The organism is Cyanobium sp. ULC082 (assembly GCF_977927535.1).
In genome coordinates this window covers 490,342-508,491 of record NZ_OZ376397.1, presented here as the reverse complement: position 1 = coordinate 508,491, position 18,150 = coordinate 490,342, and the positions used below count along the sequence as shown (strand labels likewise).

The 18,150-nt window shown below is 65.0% G+C and carries 17 protein-coding genes and 1 pseudogene; 12 read left to right on the top strand and 6 right to left on the bottom strand.

Annotation, left to right across the window (positions count from 1 at the left end; translation table 11 throughout):
* Window positions 1-1,122, bottom strand: coding sequence for a hypothetical protein (locus ACXMDY_RS02785; protein ID WP_259703051.1), 1,122 nt, complete (start codon window positions 1,120-1,122; stop codon window positions 1-3).
* Between the two features lie 34 nt (window positions 1,123-1,156).
* Complete coding sequence (locus ACXMDY_RS02780; RefSeq protein WP_259703050.1) at window positions 1,157-2,368, bottom strand: F420-0:Gamma-glutamyl ligase; 1,212 nt, start codon at window positions 2,366-2,368, stop codon at window positions 1,157-1,159.
* Between the two features lie 91 nt (window positions 2,369-2,459).
* Between ACXMDY_RS02780 and ACXMDY_RS02775 the strand changes: the two genes are divergently transcribed.
* The 6 genes from ACXMDY_RS02775 to ACXMDY_RS02750 all read left to right on the top strand — a co-directional run bounded on the left by ACXMDY_RS02775 (window position 2,460) and on the right by ACXMDY_RS02750 (window position 7,266).
* Window positions 2,460-3,842 carry a PhoH family protein gene (locus ACXMDY_RS02775; protein ID WP_259703049.1) on the top strand — a complete coding sequence of 461 codons (1,383 nt, stop codon included), beginning with the start codon at window positions 2,460-2,462 and terminating at the stop codon, window positions 3,840-3,842.
* Between the two features lie 68 nt (window positions 3,843-3,910).
* Window positions 3,911-4,507: a hypothetical protein gene (locus ACXMDY_RS02770; RefSeq protein WP_259703048.1), complete on the top strand. Its 597-nt coding sequence runs from the start codon at window positions 3,911-3,913 to the stop codon at window positions 4,505-4,507.
* Window positions 4,500-4,892, top strand: coding sequence for a DUF1622 domain-containing protein (locus tag ACXMDY_RS02765; RefSeq protein ID WP_259703047.1), 393 nt, complete (start codon window positions 4,500-4,502; stop codon window positions 4,890-4,892). Before ACXMDY_RS02770 ends, ACXMDY_RS02765 begins: the two co-directional genes overlap by 8 nt.
* The gene (locus ACXMDY_RS02760; protein ID WP_259703046.1) at window positions 4,889-5,263 is read left to right on the top strand and encodes a YidH family protein; all 375 of its coding nucleotides are present in this window, start codon (window positions 4,889-4,891) and stop codon (window positions 5,261-5,263) included. The genes ACXMDY_RS02765 and ACXMDY_RS02760 overlap by 4 nt, the downstream gene beginning before the upstream one ends.
* Window positions 5,264-5,299: 36 nt before the next feature.
* On the top strand, window positions 5,300-6,169 hold the full coding sequence (locus ACXMDY_RS02755) for a bile acid:sodium symporter (protein WP_259703045.1): 870 nt from the start codon (window positions 5,300-5,302) through the stop codon (window positions 6,167-6,169).
* A gap of 65 nt (window positions 6,170-6,234) precedes the next feature.
* The gene (locus ACXMDY_RS02750) at window positions 6,235-7,266 is read left to right on the top strand and encodes an HAD family hydrolase (protein ID WP_259703044.1); all 1,032 of its coding nucleotides are present in this window, start codon (window positions 6,235-6,237) and stop codon (window positions 7,264-7,266) included.
* On the opposite strand, the gene ACXMDY_RS02745 is transcribed toward ACXMDY_RS02750, so the two are convergent.
* Window positions 7,155-7,904, bottom strand: a complete 750-nt coding sequence (locus ACXMDY_RS02745; RefSeq protein WP_259703043.1) for a helix-turn-helix domain-containing protein — start codon at window positions 7,902-7,904, stop codon at window positions 7,155-7,157. The genes ACXMDY_RS02750 and ACXMDY_RS02745 overlap by 112 nt on opposite strands.
* 362 nt (window positions 7,905-8,266) lie before the next feature.
* On the opposite strand from ACXMDY_RS02745, the gene ACXMDY_RS02740 reads away from it, so the two are divergent.
* The 5 genes from ACXMDY_RS02740 to ACXMDY_RS02720 all read left to right on the top strand — a co-directional run bounded on the left by ACXMDY_RS02740 (window position 8,267) and on the right by ACXMDY_RS02720 (window position 14,201).
* The gene (locus tag ACXMDY_RS02740; protein ID WP_259703042.1) at window positions 8,267-9,775 is read left to right on the top strand and encodes an arylsulfatase; all 1,509 of its coding nucleotides are present in this window, start codon (window positions 8,267-8,269) and stop codon (window positions 9,773-9,775) included.
* Window positions 9,776-9,802: 27 nt separating this feature from the next.
* Window positions 9,803-11,332, top strand: a complete 1,530-nt coding sequence (locus ACXMDY_RS02735; protein WP_259703041.1) for an arylsulfatase — start codon at window positions 9,803-9,805, stop codon at window positions 11,330-11,332.
* A 92-nt stretch (window positions 11,333-11,424) separates the two neighbouring features.
* Window positions 11,425-12,492, top strand: a complete 1,068-nt coding sequence (locus tag ACXMDY_RS02730; RefSeq protein ID WP_259703040.1) for a DUF1254 domain-containing protein — start codon at window positions 11,425-11,427, stop codon at window positions 12,490-12,492.
* Complete coding sequence (locus ACXMDY_RS02725) at window positions 12,492-13,511, top strand: DUF1254 domain-containing protein (protein WP_259703039.1); 1,020 nt, start codon at window positions 12,492-12,494, stop codon at window positions 13,509-13,511. The genes ACXMDY_RS02730 and ACXMDY_RS02725 overlap by 1 nt, the downstream gene beginning before the upstream one ends.
* Window positions 13,512-13,796: 285 nt before the next feature.
* Complete coding sequence (locus ACXMDY_RS02720; RefSeq protein WP_457767366.1) at window positions 13,797-14,201, top strand: formylglycine-generating enzyme family protein; 405 nt, start codon at window positions 13,797-13,799, stop codon at window positions 14,199-14,201.
* Here ACXMDY_RS02720 and ACXMDY_RS02715 read toward each other — a convergent pair.
* Window positions 14,123-15,711 (bottom strand): annotated as a pseudogene (locus ACXMDY_RS02715) (IS3 family transposase). The gene ACXMDY_RS02720 and the pseudogene ACXMDY_RS02715 sit on opposite strands and share 79 nt — an antisense overlap.
* On the opposite strand from ACXMDY_RS02715, the gene ACXMDY_RS02710 reads away from it, so the two are divergent.
* The gene (locus tag ACXMDY_RS02710) at window positions 15,711-16,550 is read left to right on the top strand and encodes a formylglycine-generating enzyme family protein (RefSeq protein WP_259701627.1); all 840 of its coding nucleotides are present in this window, start codon (window positions 15,711-15,713) and stop codon (window positions 16,548-16,550) included. The pseudogene ACXMDY_RS02715 and the gene ACXMDY_RS02710 sit on opposite strands and share 1 nt — an antisense overlap.
* 51 nt (window positions 16,551-16,601) lie before the next feature.
* Here ACXMDY_RS02710 and ACXMDY_RS02705 read toward each other — a convergent pair whose 3' ends face one another.
* Complete coding sequence (locus ACXMDY_RS02705) at window positions 16,602-17,615, bottom strand: hypothetical protein (RefSeq protein WP_259701628.1); 1,014 nt, start codon at window positions 17,613-17,615, stop codon at window positions 16,602-16,604.
* Window positions 17,612-18,139 (bottom strand): hypothetical protein, encoded by a 528-nt coding sequence (locus tag ACXMDY_RS02700; RefSeq protein WP_259701629.1) that lies wholly within the window; start codon window positions 18,137-18,139, stop codon window positions 17,612-17,614. The genes ACXMDY_RS02705 and ACXMDY_RS02700 overlap by 4 nt, the downstream gene beginning before the upstream one ends.
* Window positions 18,140-18,150 lie beyond the last annotated feature (11 nt).

Below are 18,150 nucleotides of genomic sequence, written 5' to 3'. Positions count from 1 at the left end.
TCACCGCGACGAGCCCAGCACGGTGGGGCCGTGACGCAGGCCAGGATTCGGCAGCAGGGGTGTCGGCACTGGGCGGCGGCGGGGCTTGAAGGTTTCCAGCACCGTGTCGAGCCGCCAGCGGGAGGATTCGGCGGGGGCCAGGGACTCCTGGCGCCGCCAGACGCTGCGGCCCATCAGCAGCTCTTCCCCCTCTGCCACTGCGCCGATTCCCTGCAACCAGAGGGAGCGTTCGCAATCAGCCGTGTCACTGCGGAGCCAGACGCGGGGTGCCTGCCTGGCCGCCTCGACCAGGAGCCTCTCGAGGGGAGGGCCGAGCAGGTGGGACCAGCCAGGGTGGATGGTGAGCTCCAGTTCCCGCTGGCCCTGACCGTGGGCGCGCAGACCGCGAACCCCCGCCACCGCCTGCTGGCGGGTCGGATCGACCCAGAGCAGGCCGGGGCCCTGGGTCTGGTCGAGCAGATCCTCACTGCGGCGATCCAGCAACTGGCGCAACTGGGCCGGGCAGGCCGCCTGCTCGAGGTGCCAGAGCAGCGCAGCGGTGCGTCGGTTCAACGGACAGAGCTCCAGCTCGGCGGCCACCTCCTTGCCGGGGTGGGGGCGGCCAGCTGGCTCCCAGCGCCAGACGGTCTGGTTGCGGAGCGGCTGAAAGCCCTGTTCACGCAACAGGGCCAACCGATCACAGCGATCGGTGGCCGCGGAGGCGATCCAGCTGGTGGCGCCAAGGCGGCGGTGGAGGGCCTCCTTGACCAGGGCCGTCTCGACCTGCCGGACAGTCGGGCTGCCGGGCTGGACCAGGGCTTGCCGACAGGTGCGCAGCTGATCGATCCCCCAGCATGTACCGCTTCGGTTGAGGCGACGCACGATGGCCAGGCCGATGATTCGCTGCGGTCTGCGGAAGGCCACCAGAATCTCCGGTGCCAGCGGTGGCCTGCTGATCCAGCGGTTCAGCAACCGCTCCGGCTGCTGAAGCAGCAGGGAACGCTGCAGCAGGGGCTGGAGGTCGACGAAGGCTTCCGACTGGAGCAATGGCAGACACCAGCCCTGGAGCGGCTCGATCCTCAGATCGCCCGGTTCAGGGAGCGCATCAACTCCCGTGGGACCAATGGGAGCGGGATGATGCACAGGGAACGGCCACTGTCAGAACTGTATCGGCAGCTCAAGCGGGCCTGACAACCACCAGGGGGGTGCGTTCATTGGCATTCCCGGCCGGGTTGGGACGCAGGGCACGCTGCAGCAGGGCGTGATCACAGCCCGGGCTCGAAGCCAGCACCTTGACCCGGCCCAGATCGTTGACGTCGACCACGGCGACGGGAACACCGAGGCTGGCCGCCAGATCGCGGCAGGCGCGTTCAGGCTGATCCGGGCCGAGCACGATCGTCTGGTCGTAGGGGGGAGTGGTGCCGGTGATGTCATCAATCAGGCGGGCCTGCTCGCCGGCCAGCCGGTAGAAGCCCCCACGGCTGCCGACCAGCTTCATCAGGCTGCCGGCCAGCCAGGCGCAGAGCACCCTGGCCGGACCGACATCGTCGATCAATGTCTGCAGACCGCAGGCGGTGGCCAGGCTGCTGGTGGGGTGAAAGACGCGACAGAGCAACCGGGCCAGGCCGGATGGCTCGACCATGGCGGGATGGTTGTAACGGCCCTGGATCACCGCCAGGGGCGTTTCACCGATCGTGAGGATGTCGCCGGCCTGGAGGATGGCGCCGGCATAACGACGCAGCACTTCGGCAGGATCATCGAGCACGCCGAGCAGATGGGTGGGCACCGGCAGGACGCGACAGCCCTCGCCACTGCGCCACTGGGCAGTGGCCGGATCCAGCGGCTCGGGCCGACGCAGCGGGATCAGCACCCCATCGCGACGTTGCAGCCGGCCGAAGGGTCCGTAGTTCACCCAGAGAATCTCCAGCCAGAGGGTGTCGAGTCGATCGGCGAGGGGGCTGATGGCTTCCCCGCTGCTGGAAAGGGAAGGATCCGCCTGGATGCGCAGGTGGAGCTTGGCCCGGGTGGTTTTATGGCCCTTGACGATGTATGCCGCCCAGTAGCCGTCCGGGCGGGCCGGCTCATCGGGGTGCTCCGCGACGACGCGGCTGCTGATCCGAACACCATCCAGATCGCCGCGACCCAGCAGGGTGGGCAGGAGACTGATCTCCGGCACCATCACCTCCATGCGGGCATGGGGGTTGTGGATGGCGATGGCAAGCTCCACCTCCACGGTCGCTGCCGCGGGGGTCACCGTCCACTCCCCCGCCTCGAGCCGCAGGGGTGAGGCGGGCCGGAGCCGATGGCGGAGCTCCAGCCACAGCAGTGTGAGGCCGAACAGCAGGGTGGCGATCAGCAGCCAGCAGAGCAGAGAAGACAGGAAGGGCAAAACGAACGCCGTGCAGCCGGAAACAGCGGGAGCGTAAGCGTTGACAGACGCTCGGACCTAGGTTCTGGCCTGAGATCTCCCCTGGGATGGAATGAAGAAGACCTTCGTTCTCGACACGAACGTTCTGCTCCATGACCCGGGCGCCCTGAACCGATTCGAGGACAACAACGTCGTGATCCCGATCGAGGTGGTCGAGGAGATCGACCGGTTCAAACGGGACGCCACCGAGAAAGGACGCAACGCCCGCCTGGTTTCCCGTCTGCTGGACGGACTGCGGGAGAAGGGAAATCTGGCCGAGGGGGTGGAGATCGAAGCCACGCACCGGGGGCGGCTGAAGGTGGTGTTCTGTCGCAGCCAGACCCTCAGCCAGCTGCCGCCGGAACTCCAGAGCGGCAATGGGGACAACAACATCCTGGCGGTGGCCCTTGAGCAACGCCTCCACGGAGTGATGGGCAGCGATCCCCCGGTGATCCTGGTGACCAAGGACACCAACCTGCGGATCAAGGCGGATGCGGTGGGGCTGATCGCCCAGGACTACAGCACCGGCAAGGTGGCGATCGCCGATCTCTATCCCGGCCTCACCGAGTGGTGGGTGAGCGCCGCCCAGATCGAACAGTTGCACCGGGAGGGTGGTCTGCCCCTGACACGGCTCACCCCGCGCCCCGCCGACCAGCCACCGCTGCAGGCGAACGAAGGCGTGACCCTGGTGGATGGAGCCAACCCCGCCCATACCCTGCTGGCGCGCTACAGCGCGGCAGGCGGGAGCCTGAGGCCGTTGCAGAAGGGAGGCCGGATCAAGCTGGGGCGGGTCATGGCCCGCAACCGGGAGCAGACCTTCGCCCTCGATCTGCTGCTGGATCCCAGCATCCAGCTGGTGACCCTGGTGGGCAAGGCCGGCACCGGCAAGACCCTGCTGGCCCTCGCTGCCGGCCTGAATCAGGTGGCAGACGAGCATCTCTACGACCGCCTCCTGGTGACCCGACCGGTGATCCCCCTCGGCAAGGACATCGGCTTTCTGCCTGGTGACCTGCAGGAAAAAATGGGCCCCTGGATGCAACCGATCATCGACAACCTCGACTTTCTGCTGGGCAGCGAGGAACCCGCCAACGCCGCACCCCGTCAGGGCCGGCCGCCACGCAACAACTGGGCCGATCTCAAGGGGATGGGCCTGCTGGAGGTGGAGGCGATCAGTTACATCCGCGGCCGCTCGATTCCACGCCAGTTCATGGTGGTGGACGAGGCCCAGAACCTCACCCCCCATGAGGTGAAAACGATCGTGACCCGGGTGGGAGAAGGCACCAAGATCGTCTTCACCGGTGATCCCTATCAGATCGACAATCCCTATGTGGATGCCGACAGCAATGGCCTCACCTGGCTGGTGGAACGCTTCAAGGGCCAGGAGCTGGCCGGCCACGTGACCCTGCGCAAAGGGGAGCGCTCAGCCCTGGCGGAGCTGGCAGCCAATCTGCTCTGACCAGCTGGGTTGCCATCCGCCGGAAGGCGGCGAGCATGATCCCTGAACCACCGCTCTCTGCTGCAGCCATGCCGGAACGGTTTCCAGGAAGCGCGCCCACAGGCAGGCGTGAGCAACTCGAACGATTGTTCGGTGCTGCACTGGGATTCACTGCGGCTTATCTGATCAGCAGCCATCTGGACACCGTTCCCTCCACCCTGCTGAGCTCGATCACCCTGGCCGGTGGGGCCACCCTGGCCGGGCGGATGGCCAGCCCACTGCGCTGGTGGGCCCTGCTGGGCTCGGCGGCCGGCTGTCTGCTCGGCAATGCCACCGTGCTGGCCAGGGCGCTGCAGGAGAGTGAGCCGCAGGCCAACCTTGCGACGCGGGTGGTTTCCGTTGTGCTTCTCGCCGCAGCCGGCAGCCTGGCCGGCCTCGCCCTCAGCACCAGGCACTCCCTGGTGGATCGCCAGCCCAAGGATCTGCTGCGCTCGGCCAGCGCCCTCACCACCGGGCTGTTCGCCGTGCTCGTCACCTTCGCCTTCCTGCATGGGGGACTGGATACCGCCCGCACCTTCTCCAGCCGACTGAGCACGTCGCTCACCATCCTGGTGGCCTCCCTGAGCGTGCCGGGCTGGCTGACCCACCTGATCACCCACCCGCAGCACCCGCAAGCCGATGATTGAATCCGCCGAAGATCTGTTGCTGCAGGTGGCCGGTGGGCTGCGCTTCGTTCTGGAGGCGCTCTCCGTTGCCACCGTGCTGCTGGGCCTGCTGGCCTGCGTCTCCCAGCAGTTCAGCCAGCGGCCAGGGCGCCGGGGCCAGCGCCGCTCCCTGGCCGCCGCCAGGATCTGCTTCGGCAGCTGGTTGTCGATGGCGCTGGAGTTCCAGCTTGGCGCCGACATCGTGGCCACCACCACCACCCCATCCGGCCCCAACCTGGTTCAGCTGGCGGTGGTGGCCGTGATCCGCACCTTCCTCAACGTGTTTCTGGCACGGGAGCTGGAGGCCGAGACCCGGCTGGAGCGGCAATCCGCTTCTGGACAAGGTTCTGGAGAATCGGCCGCATGAACATGACCAACGAGCTGGCCAAGCAGCGCAACCGCGACGCGGCGGAGCGCACCCTGATGGCCTGGATCCGCACCTGCCTGTCGCTGATCAGCTTCGGCTTCGGCCTCGACAAGATCGTGGCCGCGATCCGGAGCCAGGGCGGCGTGGTCGGGCATGCGGGGATCGGGGTGCGGCTGGTCTCGATGGCCTTCGTGGTCACCGGCATGGTGGCGATGGCCGCCGCCACGCTCCAGCACCGCCGCGACCTGCGCCGCCTGAACGGCGATACCTTCGTGTATCGCGAGCAGCGCTCGATCGCCACCGCCACGGCGGTGAGCCTCACCCTGATCGGTGGTGTCGCCCTGGCGATGCTGGCCTACGGGGCGTTTTAAGCCGCACAGCCCTTCAACCCCCTCCCCCTGATCGCCATGGCCCAGGCCAGCGCCCTGCTCGTCAGCCTCACCCTGTTCACGATCATGTTCGCCCTCGGGCTGGGCCTGCGCAGCGAGGCACTCGCGCAGATCCGCCACCGGCCGGCCCTGGTGATCCGGGTGCTGATCGGCTCCTGTGTGCTGGTGCCCCTGGTGGCGCTGCTGCTGCTGAAGCTGCCCCTGAGCTTCGCCCTGACGCCCACGGCCCGTTTCGGCATCGCCCTGATGGCCGCCTCCCCGAGCGCGCCGCTCACCCTGCGCAAGGCCGGCAAGAGCGGCGGCGATCGCCAGCTGGCAGCGTTGCTGCAGGCCTGCGCGGCAGTGGCCGCCATCGTGTCGATCCCTTTGTTGGCTGATCTGTACCGGGCCTCGTTCGGCATCGATGGTTGGAACATCGGCCCCCGCGAGGTGGCCCTGCAGGTTGGGAAAGCCCAGGTGCTGCCACTTCTGGCCGGCTTGCTGCTGCGGCGCTGGCGGCCAGGCTGGGTGGCGCGGCTGGAGGGTCCGCTCGACAAGATCGCCAATGGGCTGTTTCTGCTGTTGATCGTGGTGGTGCTGGTCAAGGTGGGCCCCCTGCTCCTGCCGTTCGCGGCCACCAACGGCCTGGCGCTCGGCTTCATGGCGGTGATGGTGGCGGCGGCCCTGGCGATCGGCTTCCTGCTGGCTGGCCCGACGCCCCAGGAGCGCACCACCGTGGCGCTGGTCACCTCGATGCGGAACCCGGGGCTGGCCCTGCTGTTCGCCTCCACCTACGGCGGCAGCAGCATGCCCGGCCTGAAACTGGCCGTCCTGGCCTATCTGCTGGTCACGGTGCTGGTGTCGATTCCCTTCCTGAAGTGGCAGAAAAGCCGCCTGGTGCAGGCATGAGCGGGCTGGCTCACCACGGCTCTGGCCGCCTGTCACGCCGGTTGGCACTGAAGATGGCCGTTCTGTTGCCCGTTTGGCCGGCTCTCGCCGGCGCTGCCCAGCTGTCCAGCAACCCCACCACCGGCGCCCCTGGCGGATCCACTGATCCATTGCCCTCCTGGCGAGCAGGAGAGGCCCGCCGGCGCATTCTTGCCTTTCTCGAAGCCGTCACCACGGAGGGAAGATCGGGATACGTTCCGCCGGAGCAACGCATCGCCGTCTTCGACAACGACGGCACGCTGTGGTCGGAGCAGCCGATGTACGTGCAGCTGGCCTTCGCGATCGATCGTGCCCGCGCCCTGCTGCGGCAGCAGCAGGAGCTGGCCGCAAGTCCGGTGATCGCGGCAGCGGCGTCCGGCGATGGGAAGGCCGTGATGGCCCTCGGCAGCCGGGGCGTGCTGGAGCTGGTCGCCCAGACCCACGCAGGCATGAGCACCGAGGACTTCGCGCTGCTGGTGCGCCGGTGGATCCACACCGCCCGCCACCCGGTGCTGGGGGTTCCCTACACCCAGCTGATCTACCAGCCGATGCTTGAACTGCTGGCGCTGCTGCGATCCAGGGGGTTCCGCACCTGGATCGTCTCCGGCGGCGGGGTCGATTTTCTGCGGGTGTTTGCCGAGGAGACCTATGGCATTCCCCCGGAGCAGGTGATCGGCAGCTCGATCCAGCTCCGTTACGGCGAGTCCGGAGGAGAGCCGGAGCTGCTGCGCCTGCCGGAGATCGACTTCATCGACGACGGGGACGGCAAACCTGTTGCCATCCACCGCCAGATCGGCCGCCGTCCGATCGCCGCTTTCGGCAACTCCGACGGCGACCTGGCCATGCTGCGCTGGACCACCGCCGGTCCGGGCGAGCGGCTGGGCCTGATCGTTCACCACGATGATGGCGAACGGGAAGTGGCCTACGACCGACTGTCCGCCTTCGGCAAGCTCGACGTGGCCCTTGATCAGGCCGGCTCGCGGGGCTGGACGGTGGTGAGCATGCGACGGGACTGGGGCCGCGTCTTCGCAGGGGCCGCCAGGGTGAAGCCGGGCCGCTCACCGAAAAGCAGCCGGTAATCCCGGGCGAAATGTCCGCCGCTGAGCAAGCCGAACCGGGCCGCCACCGCCGTGATCGTGGTCCGTTGCGGGTCGGCGGCCAGCAGGGCCTGGCGCACCATGTGCAGCCGCTGGAGTTTGCGGAAGGCCATCGGGCCCATGCCGAGGTGGTCCTGAAAACCCTGAATCAGGGTGCGCCGGCTGGCACGGAGCTCCTGACAGATCCCATCGAGGCTGGTGTTCCGATCCGGATGGCGAACCATCCAGTCCTGGGCCCGCTTGACGACCTCGATCCGCGCCGGAGCTCGCCGCAGCTGCGGCCCGGCATCGCAGGCAGCAGCCAGGGTCTCCACCAGCAATGGCAGCAGATCCGCCTGCAGATCCGCCTGGAGTGCCATCTGCCGATGAACGTGCTCCAGTCCATCGCCACGCAGCGGAGGGGAGAGCTCCGAGAGTGCAAAAAGCTGGAGCAGATGGCGGCGCAACCGCTGATAGCGGCTCGGCTCGATCGGCAACCAGTTGGATCGGCACAGCTGGTCAGCACAGCGGCCATGACCCAGGGCCGTCGCCACCTGCTGGAACGAGGCTGGATCGATCACCAGCACAGCCAGCGACCGCTGGCCGCCTGTGGTGAGATGCACCTCCCCGGTTGTCGCCATGCCGAACACCACATCGGCGGGAAGCGACTGGCCGTGGGAGCGGAGCTGGCCGCTCAGGGGAGCGGGACCCAGCTCGAAGCTGAACAGCTGTCGCTGCGCCGGCTTGGCACCGGCGATGTGCAGCGCCCACCCGCAACAGCTGCTGCGAGCCGAAGCTCAGGGCGAGCAGGTCGCCGTGGAGCGGGCCTGGTTCCAGCTGAATGAGATCAAAGCGGAGTCCAAAGCCGGCAAGGGCTGCGGCCAGTTCCTCGACACAACCGAAACGGATCATGCCGCTGGCCTGAAAACCGCACTTTTTGAATGCCCCAATTCTGCCTTGCTGGGCAAACTGGGCAGCAAGCACTCGCTCCTCTCCCCTCGCCATGCCCAACGGCCAACCCAACATCCTCATCCTCTGGGGCGACGACATCGGCCAGAGCAATCTGAGCTGCTACAGCGACGGCCTGATGGGGTATCAGACCCCCAACATCGATCGGGTGGCCAAGGAAGGCGGCCGCTTCATCCACTACTACGCCGAGCAGAGCTGCACCGCCGGCCGCGCCGCCTTCATCAGCGGCCAGAGCGTGTTCCGCACAGGCCTCAGCAAGGTGGGCCTGCCCGGCGCCGCGGCGGGCTTCCAAGCCGAGGATCCCACCATCGCCGAGCTGCTCCAGCCGCTGGGCTACCGCACCGGCCAGTTCGGCAAGAACCACTTCGGCGACCGCGACGAACATCTGCCGACGATGCACGGCTTCGATGAGTTCTTCGGCAACCTCTATCACCTCAACGCCGAGGAAGAACCCGAACTTCGCGACTACCCCAAAGAAGACGATCCGGAGTTTCCCAACTTCCGCAAGCGCTTCGCCCCGCGCGGCGTGCTGCACTGCTGGGCCAACGGAGACGGCACCCAGCGGATCGAGAACACCGGCCCGCTCACCAAGAAGCGGATGGAAACTGCCGACGACGAGTTCATCGTGGAGGCTAAGCGCTTCATCCGCGAGGCGGTGGCCTCCGGCGAGCCCTTCTTCGTGTGGTTCAACACCACCCACATGCACTTCCGCACCCATGCGCGGCCCCAGGATGTGGGCCAGTCAGGGCGGTGGCAGTCGGAATACCACGACGTGATGATCTATCACGACAACTGCATCGGCCAGATGCTGGATCTAGTGGATGAGCTGGGCATCGCCGATGACACGATCGTGATGTACAGCACCGACAACGGCCCGCACATGAACAGCTGGCCCGATGCCGGCATGACCCCCTTCCGCAACGAGAAGAACTCCAACTGGGAGGGGGCCTACCGGGTGCCCGCCCTGGTGCGCTGGCCCGGCCAGATCGAGCCGGGCACCCTGTTCACCGGCGTTGTCAGCCATCTCGACTGGCTGCCCACGCTGCTGGCCGCCGCCGGCGAGCCTGAGATCAAGCAGAAGCTGCTCGACGGCCATCAGGTGGGAAGCAAGAACTTCCACATCCACCTCGATGGCTACAACATGCTCGACTACTGGACGGGCAAGACCGACAAGAGCCCGCGGGTGGAGTTCTTCTACTTCTCCGACGACGGCGATCTCACCGGCCTGCGCTTCGACAACTGGAAGTTCGTGTTCATGGAGCAGCGCGCCGCCGGCACGCTGCAGGTGTGGGCCGAGCCCTTCACCGCGCTGCGGGTGCCCAAGATCTTCAACCTGCTCACCGATCCCTACGAGCGGGCCGACGTCACCTCGAACACCTACTGGGACTGGATGCTCGACCATGCCTTCATGCTGGTCCCGGCGCAGGCCTTCGTGGCTGAATTTCTGTCTACCTTCAAGGCGTATCCACCCCGCCAGAAGGCCGCCAGCTTCACCGTCGGCGATGTGCTCGAGAAGATGATCTCCGCCGGGGGCGCCAGCTGAGCTTCCGATGACCGTTGCTCCCAGCTGATGCTGGGAGCAACCTTGTATTGGCTGGGCCTAAACCATCAACCATCTACGAAAGAGTTCAAGATGAGTCAAGCGAGAAAGCCCAATATCCTGATCATCTGGGGCGACGACGTCGGCATGTGGAACATCAGCGCCTATCACCGCGGGATGATGGGCGGCAGCACGCCGAACATCGACCGCATCGGCAGAGAAGGCCTGATCTTCATGGATCACTACGGCGAGGCCTCCTGCACGGCGGGACGCGCGGCCTTCATCACCGGGCAGCATCCGATCCGGGTGGGTCTGGCGACCGTCGGTCTGCCTGGGGCGGAACAGGGCCTCAGCAAGGCGGATCCAACCCTGGCCAGCCTGCTCAAGCCGCTCGGCTACGCCACAGGGCAGTTCGGCAAGAACCACCTGGGCGACCGCGATGAGCACCTGCCCACCGCCCACGGCTTCGACGAGTTCTTCGGCATTCTGTATCACCTCAATGCCGGGGAATACACCGAGCAGTACGACTTCCCGAAAGACCCTGAAGTGGCCAGGCAGTTTGCGCAGCGCGGCGTGATTCACTCCTGGGCGAATGCCGATGGCACGCAGACGATTGAAGACAAAGGCCCGTTCGGGCAGCAGCGCCAGCGCACCTTGGATGCTGAAATCCTTGTCGAATCCAAGCGCTTCATCAACGACGCCGTCGAGGCCGACACACCATTCTTCGTGTGGCATAACACCACGCGGATGCACTACCGCACCAACCTCTCGCCTGAGTACGAGGGCAAGAGTGGCTATGGCCTCTATGCCGACGGCATGATGGAACTCGACGACACAGTCGGCGAACTCCTCAAACAGCTCGACGAGCTGGGCGTCGCGGACAACACGATCGTGATGTTCTCCACCGACAACGGTCCGGCGCTGAACAGCTGGCCCGATGGCGGCAACACCCCGTTCGGTGGTGAAAAAGGTGTGGGCGGCAAGGAAGGTGGCTTCCGCGTGCCGATGCTGGTGAAGTGGTCCGGCACGATCCCCGCCGGCACGACAACCGGTGAGTTCATGACCATGCAGGACTGGGTTCCCACCCTGATGGCCGCTGTCGGTGAGCCGAACCTGAAGGAGAAGCTCCTCACCAGTTACCAGGCCGGCGAGCAGACCTACACCCACATCCACCTGGATGGCTACGACCAGAGTGAGCTCATCACCGGCATGGGCACGTCCAAGCGCAAGGAGTTCTACTACTTCACAGAAACCAAGCTCCACGGCATCCGCTACGGCGACTGGAAGTTCCTGTTCGTCAAGCAGGACAAGTGGTTCAACGGCGTCCAGCAGAACATGCTGACGCCGCTGGTGACCAACCTGAAACTTGATCCGTTCGAGCGCATGCAGCATTCTCGCGGTTTCGACGAATGGCAGGAGAACCACGCCTGGACCTATGCACCCGCCTTCGCTCAGGTCGGCGTGCTGATGCAATCGCTCAAGGACTATCCACCGCGCATGGCGAGCCTCGACTTCAACATCGACGAAGCCATGAAGGCGCTCACGCCCAAGGGGGATTGAGACCGCTCGCGGTTATTGTCGTCTTGTCAATAGCCACGGTGGGTGAGCTGGCTCATTGATCTAGGGTGATGAAGGTGAAAGGAGTGAACAGGATGAATCTCACCACCTTGAATGGCACGACCCTTGCTGGCGTTTTGATCGCGCTGTACGGGGCGAGCGTCGCCCAGCCGGTCTGGGCTCAAAGCTCTGTTCCCAACCAGACAATGACGCAACAACGTCCCGCTGACGCTGGCGTCAAAGTGACGCCGAAGACCTACATCCGAGCGGAAACAGATCGGCAGTTCGCTGAGATCGTAAAAATGGCGGGGGGCATCAATCGCTTCTATCACTTCCGCACTCCCACGCCGCTCGACAAGCAGAACGTCGTGAGGATGAATCGCGATACGCTTTATTCCATGGGCGTTGTTGATACGTCCAAGGGCGCAACGATCACGGTCCCAGAACTGCCAAAAGGTCGCTACGCCTCGGTGTACCTCGTGGACAACGACCACTACACACCGTTCGTGATCTACACCGCGGGAACTCACGAACTACCGAAAGACACCAAATACCTGGGCGTTGGAGTACGCATCCAGGTGCTCAATCCGAAAGACCCAGGCGAAATCGCCTTGATCAATACGTTGCAGAATCAGTTCATCATCAAGGCTGGCAGCGCCGATCCACTGCCCACATTTCAATGGGACCGTCCGTCGCTGAAGACCTTGACCGCTCAGTATGAAAAGGATTCCGCGCAATACAGCAGTTGGAAGGGAATGCAGGGGCCGCGCGGCAAGGCTGATGAAAAGACCCGTCACATTGCTGCCGCGGCGGCATGGGGGCTCTTCCCCGAATGGGATGCCACCTACCTGAACTACAGCGGGGGACATGATCCAAAGGTATGCCACAAAGCCACCTACGCCGTGCCGGAGAACAAAGCCTTCTGGTCTATTTTGATTTACGGCAACGACGGCTTCATCAAGAGTGAGAACAGTCTGGTCAATTCCTCGAATGTGAAGCTGAATGCCGATGGCACGTTCACCGTGTCTTTCGGATCGAAGAAACTGTGTGGCGCCGTTCCGAATCGGCTGGACGTCACCGAAGGCTGGAACTTCCTGATGCGCGTGTACCGGCCGGGGCCGTCTGTTCTGGACGGAACCTACAAGCTGCCCGAGGTCATCTGATGGCCATTGAAAATGCAGAGGCAAAACTCCCAACCTTCGCTTCACCGGCCGATTTTGGAGTCACGGACACCGCTTACAAAGTCTCGGAGACAGATTTCAACATCAAGCGAAGCCTTGCCAAGGCTGGCATCAACACCTGGGCGCACCAACGTGATGTCAGCAACGTCAAGACACAGCAGGTTATTCGGGAAAATCAAGATGTCATCTATTCCAGCGCCGTCGTTGACGTTCGGAGTGGAGCGACCTTCTCCGTACCCAAAAGCACTACCTATCACATCATCGAGATCATCGATCAGCAGAACTACATCGTTGGCGTGGTCTATCCCGGCGAAACTTTCTCTCTTACACCCGCCCATCTGACCTACGGCAATTACGTTTACATCAACATGCGCATCCGAAAGCTTCCGGATGCGCAAGGTGGATTGGCTGCCACCCACACACTTCAGGAGATGGCAGCCATCGAGGCGACCTCAGCGATTCCCTATACGACTCCAAACATTGTGATCGATCAGCAGCAGATGGAGGCGATCCGTATGGCGCTGATCAAGGACGTTCAGGCTGGAAAACTGCCTGATACCAGCAAGGCCCAAGGTGGAGTGTTGGATACCGAGCCGCAGGCTCATCTCTATGCCACCGCCTACGGATGGGGTGGTCTCTCGGTGGATCATGCCGCCTACGCTCCGATCGCGAACCAGACGGAGATCAAGGAGGGCAAGGCTTCGCCATCGAGCCTCACCTTCATGCCGCCGGAAATCGACGCTGAGCGAGGTGGTTTCTGGTCGATCACCACGTACAACAGTGAGGGCTGGCTGGCCAGGGACAAAGCCGCCATTTCGAATTCTGAGGCCATCCCTAACCCAGACGGTTCTTGCACGATTTGGTTCAATTCTTCGGGCAGCCCGAACAACGTTGAGACAGCTTCACCCTTCACGGCGCTGTTGCGAATCTACGTTCCCAAGACAAAAGAGAGTGCGATCCACTATCTCAAGAATGTGGCCAAGGATATGGTGATCAAGTAAGCACTTGCCCTGATCCTGTTACCCGATGCCGTGCAGACTGGATGTGACCGCAGAAGACAACTTCCATAAGCAGACCCATCACTCTCAATGCACCGTTCTGTATGGAAGTGCCAAGGGATTCCATTGCATTGGCACTTCCAGAGCGCAGGAAAAGCCGGCTGAGATGGCCCAAGGTCTCATTCTGGTTGCCAGAGAAAGCTTGATCAGAAAGAGAGCTTTCAAGCCATTTCTCGATCTGGATCGGTTGCTGCTGTTCTGTTGGCGGCTTGAGCCAACATCGATGTCATGCCCCGGTCCGCATCCAGATCTCCCGCCGACCAATCCCCTCTGCAGCCGGCCGCTTTGAAGTCGGTCGCCCCGCGTGGGCCGGGTCGTCCCCCGGCCCGGGAGATGGTCTGGATACCGGGGGGCAGCTTCGTGATGGGCTCCGATGCTCATTACCCCGAGGAGGCCCCGGCCCACCGGGTGGCGGTGGAGGGGTTCTGGATCGACCGTTCACCGGTGACCAACGCCCAGTTCCGCAAGTTCGTGAAGGCCACGGGTCACGTCACCGTGGCCGAGCATCCGGCCGATCCGGTGACTGCCAGAAAAGATGACGCCCCTGCCGCCAATCAGACGGCGATCGACAAAGTAGCCGGACCGTTGGCGTTTTCTGGAGGCGGTGGATTGATCCAGACCACCTCCGGTTGATGCCAGCTGCGGGTGCAGCGGCTCCAGCGGCGGGGGTGACACTGCCGGGCCTGCTCATAGACGCGGGAACGGTGGCGGCAGATTTCCTCGGCCTGACCGCTGTGGCGCTGGTGGGGCGTCACGAATCGGATGGCGCTGTGGCGGTGCTGGTGGTTGTACCAGCTCACGAACGTGGCCACCCAGGCGCAGGCGTCGTCCTTGCTTTGGAATGGCCGCCTGGGGTAGTCCGGTCGGTACTTGACCGTTCGGAACAGCGACTCCGAGTAGGGATTGTCGTTGCTGACCCTGGGCCTGGAGAAGGATCTGAGCACCCCCAGCTCCTCCAGCCGGGCTTCCAGGGTGGCAGCGCGCATGGCGTTGCCGTTGTCGGCATGGAGGACCAGCGGCTGGCGGCGGCCCTTACTGATCCGCTCCCGCAGACAGCCACGGCCGACCAGATCAGCGGCGATCTGGGCGTCTTCCCGCTCGGCCACATCCCAGGCCACCACCTTGCGACTCCAGACGTCGATCACCAGATAGAGGTACAGCCACACCCCCCGAACGCTGGTGGGCAGGTAGGTGATGTCCCAGCTCCACAGCTGATTCGGCCCCCTGGCCTGCAGCCGTGGCACCGGACGGGGCTCTTGGGGCGGACGGGCCCGCCCGCGGCGGTGGGCCTGGCCGTGGGCATGGAGCACCCGGTAGAAGCTCCGCTCCGAGCCGATATAGAGGCCCCGATCCGCCAGGACCGGCACGATCTGCCCCGGCGGCAGCGCCGCGAATTCCGTCTGGTTGCAGGTGAGCAGAATTCGCTGGCGCTCCTCCTCACTCAGGCGATGGGCCACATGGCGGGGGCTTCCTCTGCGGCGATCGCTGCCGTCCCCATCACCAGCGAACTGACGCCGCCAGCGCTGCAGGGTGGTGAGCCCCACACCAAGCAAAGCGGCCACCTCACGGGCCCGTGCGCCCGCGGCCATGCCGGCCTCGAGGATCCCCAGGGCCTTGCGGCGATCAGACGGTGAGGTCAGTCGCCCCCGTCCTCTCCCCAGAAGGCCTGGATCTTTTTTGAGGCCATCAGCAGCGCCGCCGCCTCCGCCAGGGCCTTGTCCTTGCGGCGCAGCTCCTGCTGCAGCCGCTTGATCTCCCGCTGATCGGCCTGGTGGCGCTTCTCCAGGTCCTTCTGCTCGGCCATCGTCACCAGCGGCTGTGCGTTGGCATCCTGGGCGGCCTGGCGCCAGCGATCCACCTGCTCGGGGAACAGACCCCGCTCGCGGCAGTAAGCGCCGAGTTCGGTGGCGTTGAACCCAGCAGTCTCCAGGACCACCGTGAACTTGTCAGTTGGGCCCCAACCCTCGGGGTCCTTCTGGGTAGCCGGCACCACCTCCCCCTGCAGACGCCAGGCCTTGCGCCATTTGTAGAGGGTGATCACGTGGATGCCCAGCTCCTGGGCGATCTCCGTCACGCTCTGGCGATGGGGAGGCCCCATCCGCCGGCGGACATCAGCTTTGACAGCCTCGCTGTAAGGACGCATTGATCGGTTCCATCAGGCCCCCTGGTGGTGGAAATGGTCGAGATGGAGAGGCGTCAACTTTCCTGGCAGAGGGGGATCCGGCGGCCTACCCCGGCGCCGTGCCGGAGTTGCTGGTGCCGTCCTCGATTGTGTTCCTGCCGCCGGGCGGGCCGATCGGCACCGGCGATCACTACCGCTGGTGGCAGTACGTGGCCGGAGCCAACTGGCGCCATCCGGAGGGGCCGGGCAGCTCGATCAAGCAGCGCGATCACCATCCCGTGGTGCATGTGGCCCATGCCGATGCCGTGGCCTATGCCGCCTGGAGTGGCAAGCAGTTGCCCAGCGAAGTGGAGTGGGAGCGGGCCGCCTGGGGCGGGCGTGAAGGGGCCGAGTATGCCTGGGGGGATGAACTGCACCCGGGAGGTCGCCCGGTGGCGAACACCTTCCAGGGCGATTTCCCCCACCACAACAGCCTGCTGGACGGCTATGCGGGCACCTCGCCGGTGGGTGTCTTTCCAGCGAACGGCTACGGCCTGTTCGACACCATCGGCAACGTGTGGGAATGGACCGACAGCTGGTACGGCAGCCATGCCGCCAGCGCCGCACTGGCGGCAGAAGGTGCGGGGAACGGCGGTTGCTGCGCGCAGGCCGCCGCTGCCCGTGAGGCCAGCATCGATCCCGGCAGCCAGCACGGCACCGTGCCACGCAAGGTGGTGAAAGGTGGCTCCTATCTCTGCGCCCCCAGCTACTGCCGCCGCTATCGGCCCGCGGCTCGCATGGCCCAGGGCATCGATACCTCCACCTGCCACATGGGCTTTCGCTGCATCGTGCCTTCAGACACCCAGGGGCCAGCAGAGTGAAAGTGGCGACCCGCCGAAAGGCTGAGGGCCTCCGTGGGTCGCCAGCCGAGCTCAGGCGTTGCCGAAGGCCACCTGGCAGGCGGCATTGAGCAATTCAGCCTCAGCGGCGCTCTGCGGCTCCTGACCATTGAGCAGGCCACCCTGACAGTCGGCGGTCAGCTCATAGGTGCTGTCACCATCGGTGGTTGCAAAGCTGATCGCGGAACTGCCGCTGGGCTGCACAGAGCCGTAGAGCAACTGGTAGTTCGAATTGGGAACCACGATGTAGGTGCTGTTGTCGTCAACGGCGTTGTTGACGGCGTCGTTGATGATCGCCGCCGTGGCCAGGGTTCCCACACCCCAGGCCGCGGCACGGGCTCCCCACCAGCCCCAGGTGGGGGTGGACCAGCCGCCGTACCAGCCGTGGTTCCAGGGACGGGCCACGCCCCAGCCGGCGCGGGCCCAGCCCGGGCGCACATTGACGTTGTTGATGTTGACGCGCCGATCCCAGTTGCGATTGACGTTCAGATTCCGATCAAAGTTGCGGGTAACGTCACGGTTGATGTTGCGGTTGACATCCCGGTTGAAGTCGCGGTTGCCGACATTGGCGCCGCTGAGATTCCGGTTGCCGGCATTGGGGCGATTGCTGAAGTCGCGGCTGCCGGCGTTGGGGCGGCTGCTGAAATCGCGGTTGCCGGCATTGGCACGGTTGCCGGCGTTGGAGCGATCCAGGGAGGGTCGTGACCCACCGCTGCCCACTTTGTTGCTCCAGCCACCGCTCGGTCGGGAATCGCCGCGGTTGAGACCAACGCCTCCACTGAAGCCTGTGCTCGCACGGGCACCACCACCACCCCGATTTCCGCCGCCCACCCGATTTCCGCCGCCACCGCCCCGGTTGCCGCCACCCCCGCCGCCTCGGCTGCCACCGCCACCGCCGCCTCTGCCGCCACCGCCACCCCGGGCGATCTGTTCCGTTGCACCAGCCACCGAAGCAGAGGAGCTGCGATCAATCGTGAGGCCGGCACCTGCCGGCAGGGCGATCACAGCGCTCAGCAGCAGGCCGCCGAATCCTGCCAGGACTTTCATTTCTTCACCGGGGCAAGTTTCTGAATCAGGGCGCAACCGTCGTCGTAGCAGGTGATGTCCACCCTGCCGTCGGCTCCGAAATGAACCCGCACCAGGTCACGCTGGGCTGTGGCCGTGGCATTGCTCTGGCTGACGCTGTTGAGGTAGTTGGGGTTGACCACGCAGAAGTCGAGACCGTTGAAGCAGACCGTGTTTGTGGAGAAACGGGCCCCCGCCTGGGTCAGGGGTTGCCACTTCTTCGTGGCTGCCAGCCAGCGATCCATCCGGATGGGTGAGTCCGTGACGCGGAACGATTCGGTGCCACCGGCCCAGGTGTGCTTGTAGATCGTTTCCGTGCCCTGATCGGTGGCCTCCACGGTGCAGGGAAAGGGGTCGCCCCCTTTGATCGAGCAGGTGGTTTCCAGCTTGTAGAGCACTTCTGCCCGTCCGGGAGAAGGGGCTGACAGCAGGCCGAGGGCGAGGCCGCCCAGCAACAGGCCGTTGCGAATCATCGTCTTCCGGTTGAGCATGGAGCGTTCAGACATGGGTGTAAAGC

Bases quoted from the DNA above. Each gene is read 5' to 3' on its own strand.
- ACXMDY_RS02775 (WP_259703049.1), top strand. From the start codon at position 2,460: ATGAAGAAGACCTTCGTTCTCGACACGAACGTTCTGCTCCATGACCCG.
- ACXMDY_RS02770 (WP_259703048.1), top strand. From the start codon at position 3,911: ATGCCGGAACGGTTTCCAGGAAGCGCGCCCACAGGCAGGCGTGAGCAA.
- ACXMDY_RS02765 (WP_259703047.1), top strand. From the start codon at position 4,500: ATGATTGAATCCGCCGAAGATCTGTTGCTGCAGGTGGCCGGTGGGCTG.
- ACXMDY_RS02760 (WP_259703046.1), top strand. From the start codon at position 4,889: ATGAACATGACCAACGAGCTGGCCAAGCAGCGCAACCGCGACGCGGCG.
- ACXMDY_RS02755 (WP_259703045.1), top strand. From the start codon at position 5,300: ATGGCCCAGGCCAGCGCCCTGCTCGTCAGCCTCACCCTGTTCACGATC.
- ACXMDY_RS02745 (WP_259703043.1), bottom strand. From the start codon at position 7,904: ATGGCGACAACCGGGGAGGTGCATCTCACCACAGGCGGCCAGCGGTCG.
- ACXMDY_RS02740 (WP_259703042.1), top strand. From the start codon at position 8,267: ATGCCCAACGGCCAACCCAACATCCTCATCCTCTGGGGCGACGACATC.
- ACXMDY_RS02735 (WP_259703041.1), top strand. From the start codon at position 9,803: ATGCTGGGAGCAACCTTGTATTGGCTGGGCCTAAACCATCAACCATCT.
- ACXMDY_RS02730 (WP_259703040.1), top strand. From the start codon at position 11,425: ATGAATCTCACCACCTTGAATGGCACGACCCTTGCTGGCGTTTTGATC.
- ACXMDY_RS02725 (WP_259703039.1), top strand. From the start codon at position 12,492: ATGGCCATTGAAAATGCAGAGGCAAAACTCCCAACCTTCGCTTCACCG.
- ACXMDY_RS02720 (WP_457767366.1), top strand. From the start codon at position 13,797: ATGCCCCGGTCCGCATCCAGATCTCCCGCCGACCAATCCCCTCTGCAG.
- ACXMDY_RS02705 (WP_259701628.1), bottom strand. From the start codon at position 17,615: ATGAAAGTCCTGGCAGGATTCGGCGGCCTGCTGCTGAGCGCTGTGATC.
- ACXMDY_RS02700 (WP_259701629.1), bottom strand. From the start codon at position 18,139: ATGTCTGAACGCTCCATGCTCAACCGGAAGACGATGATTCGCAACGGC.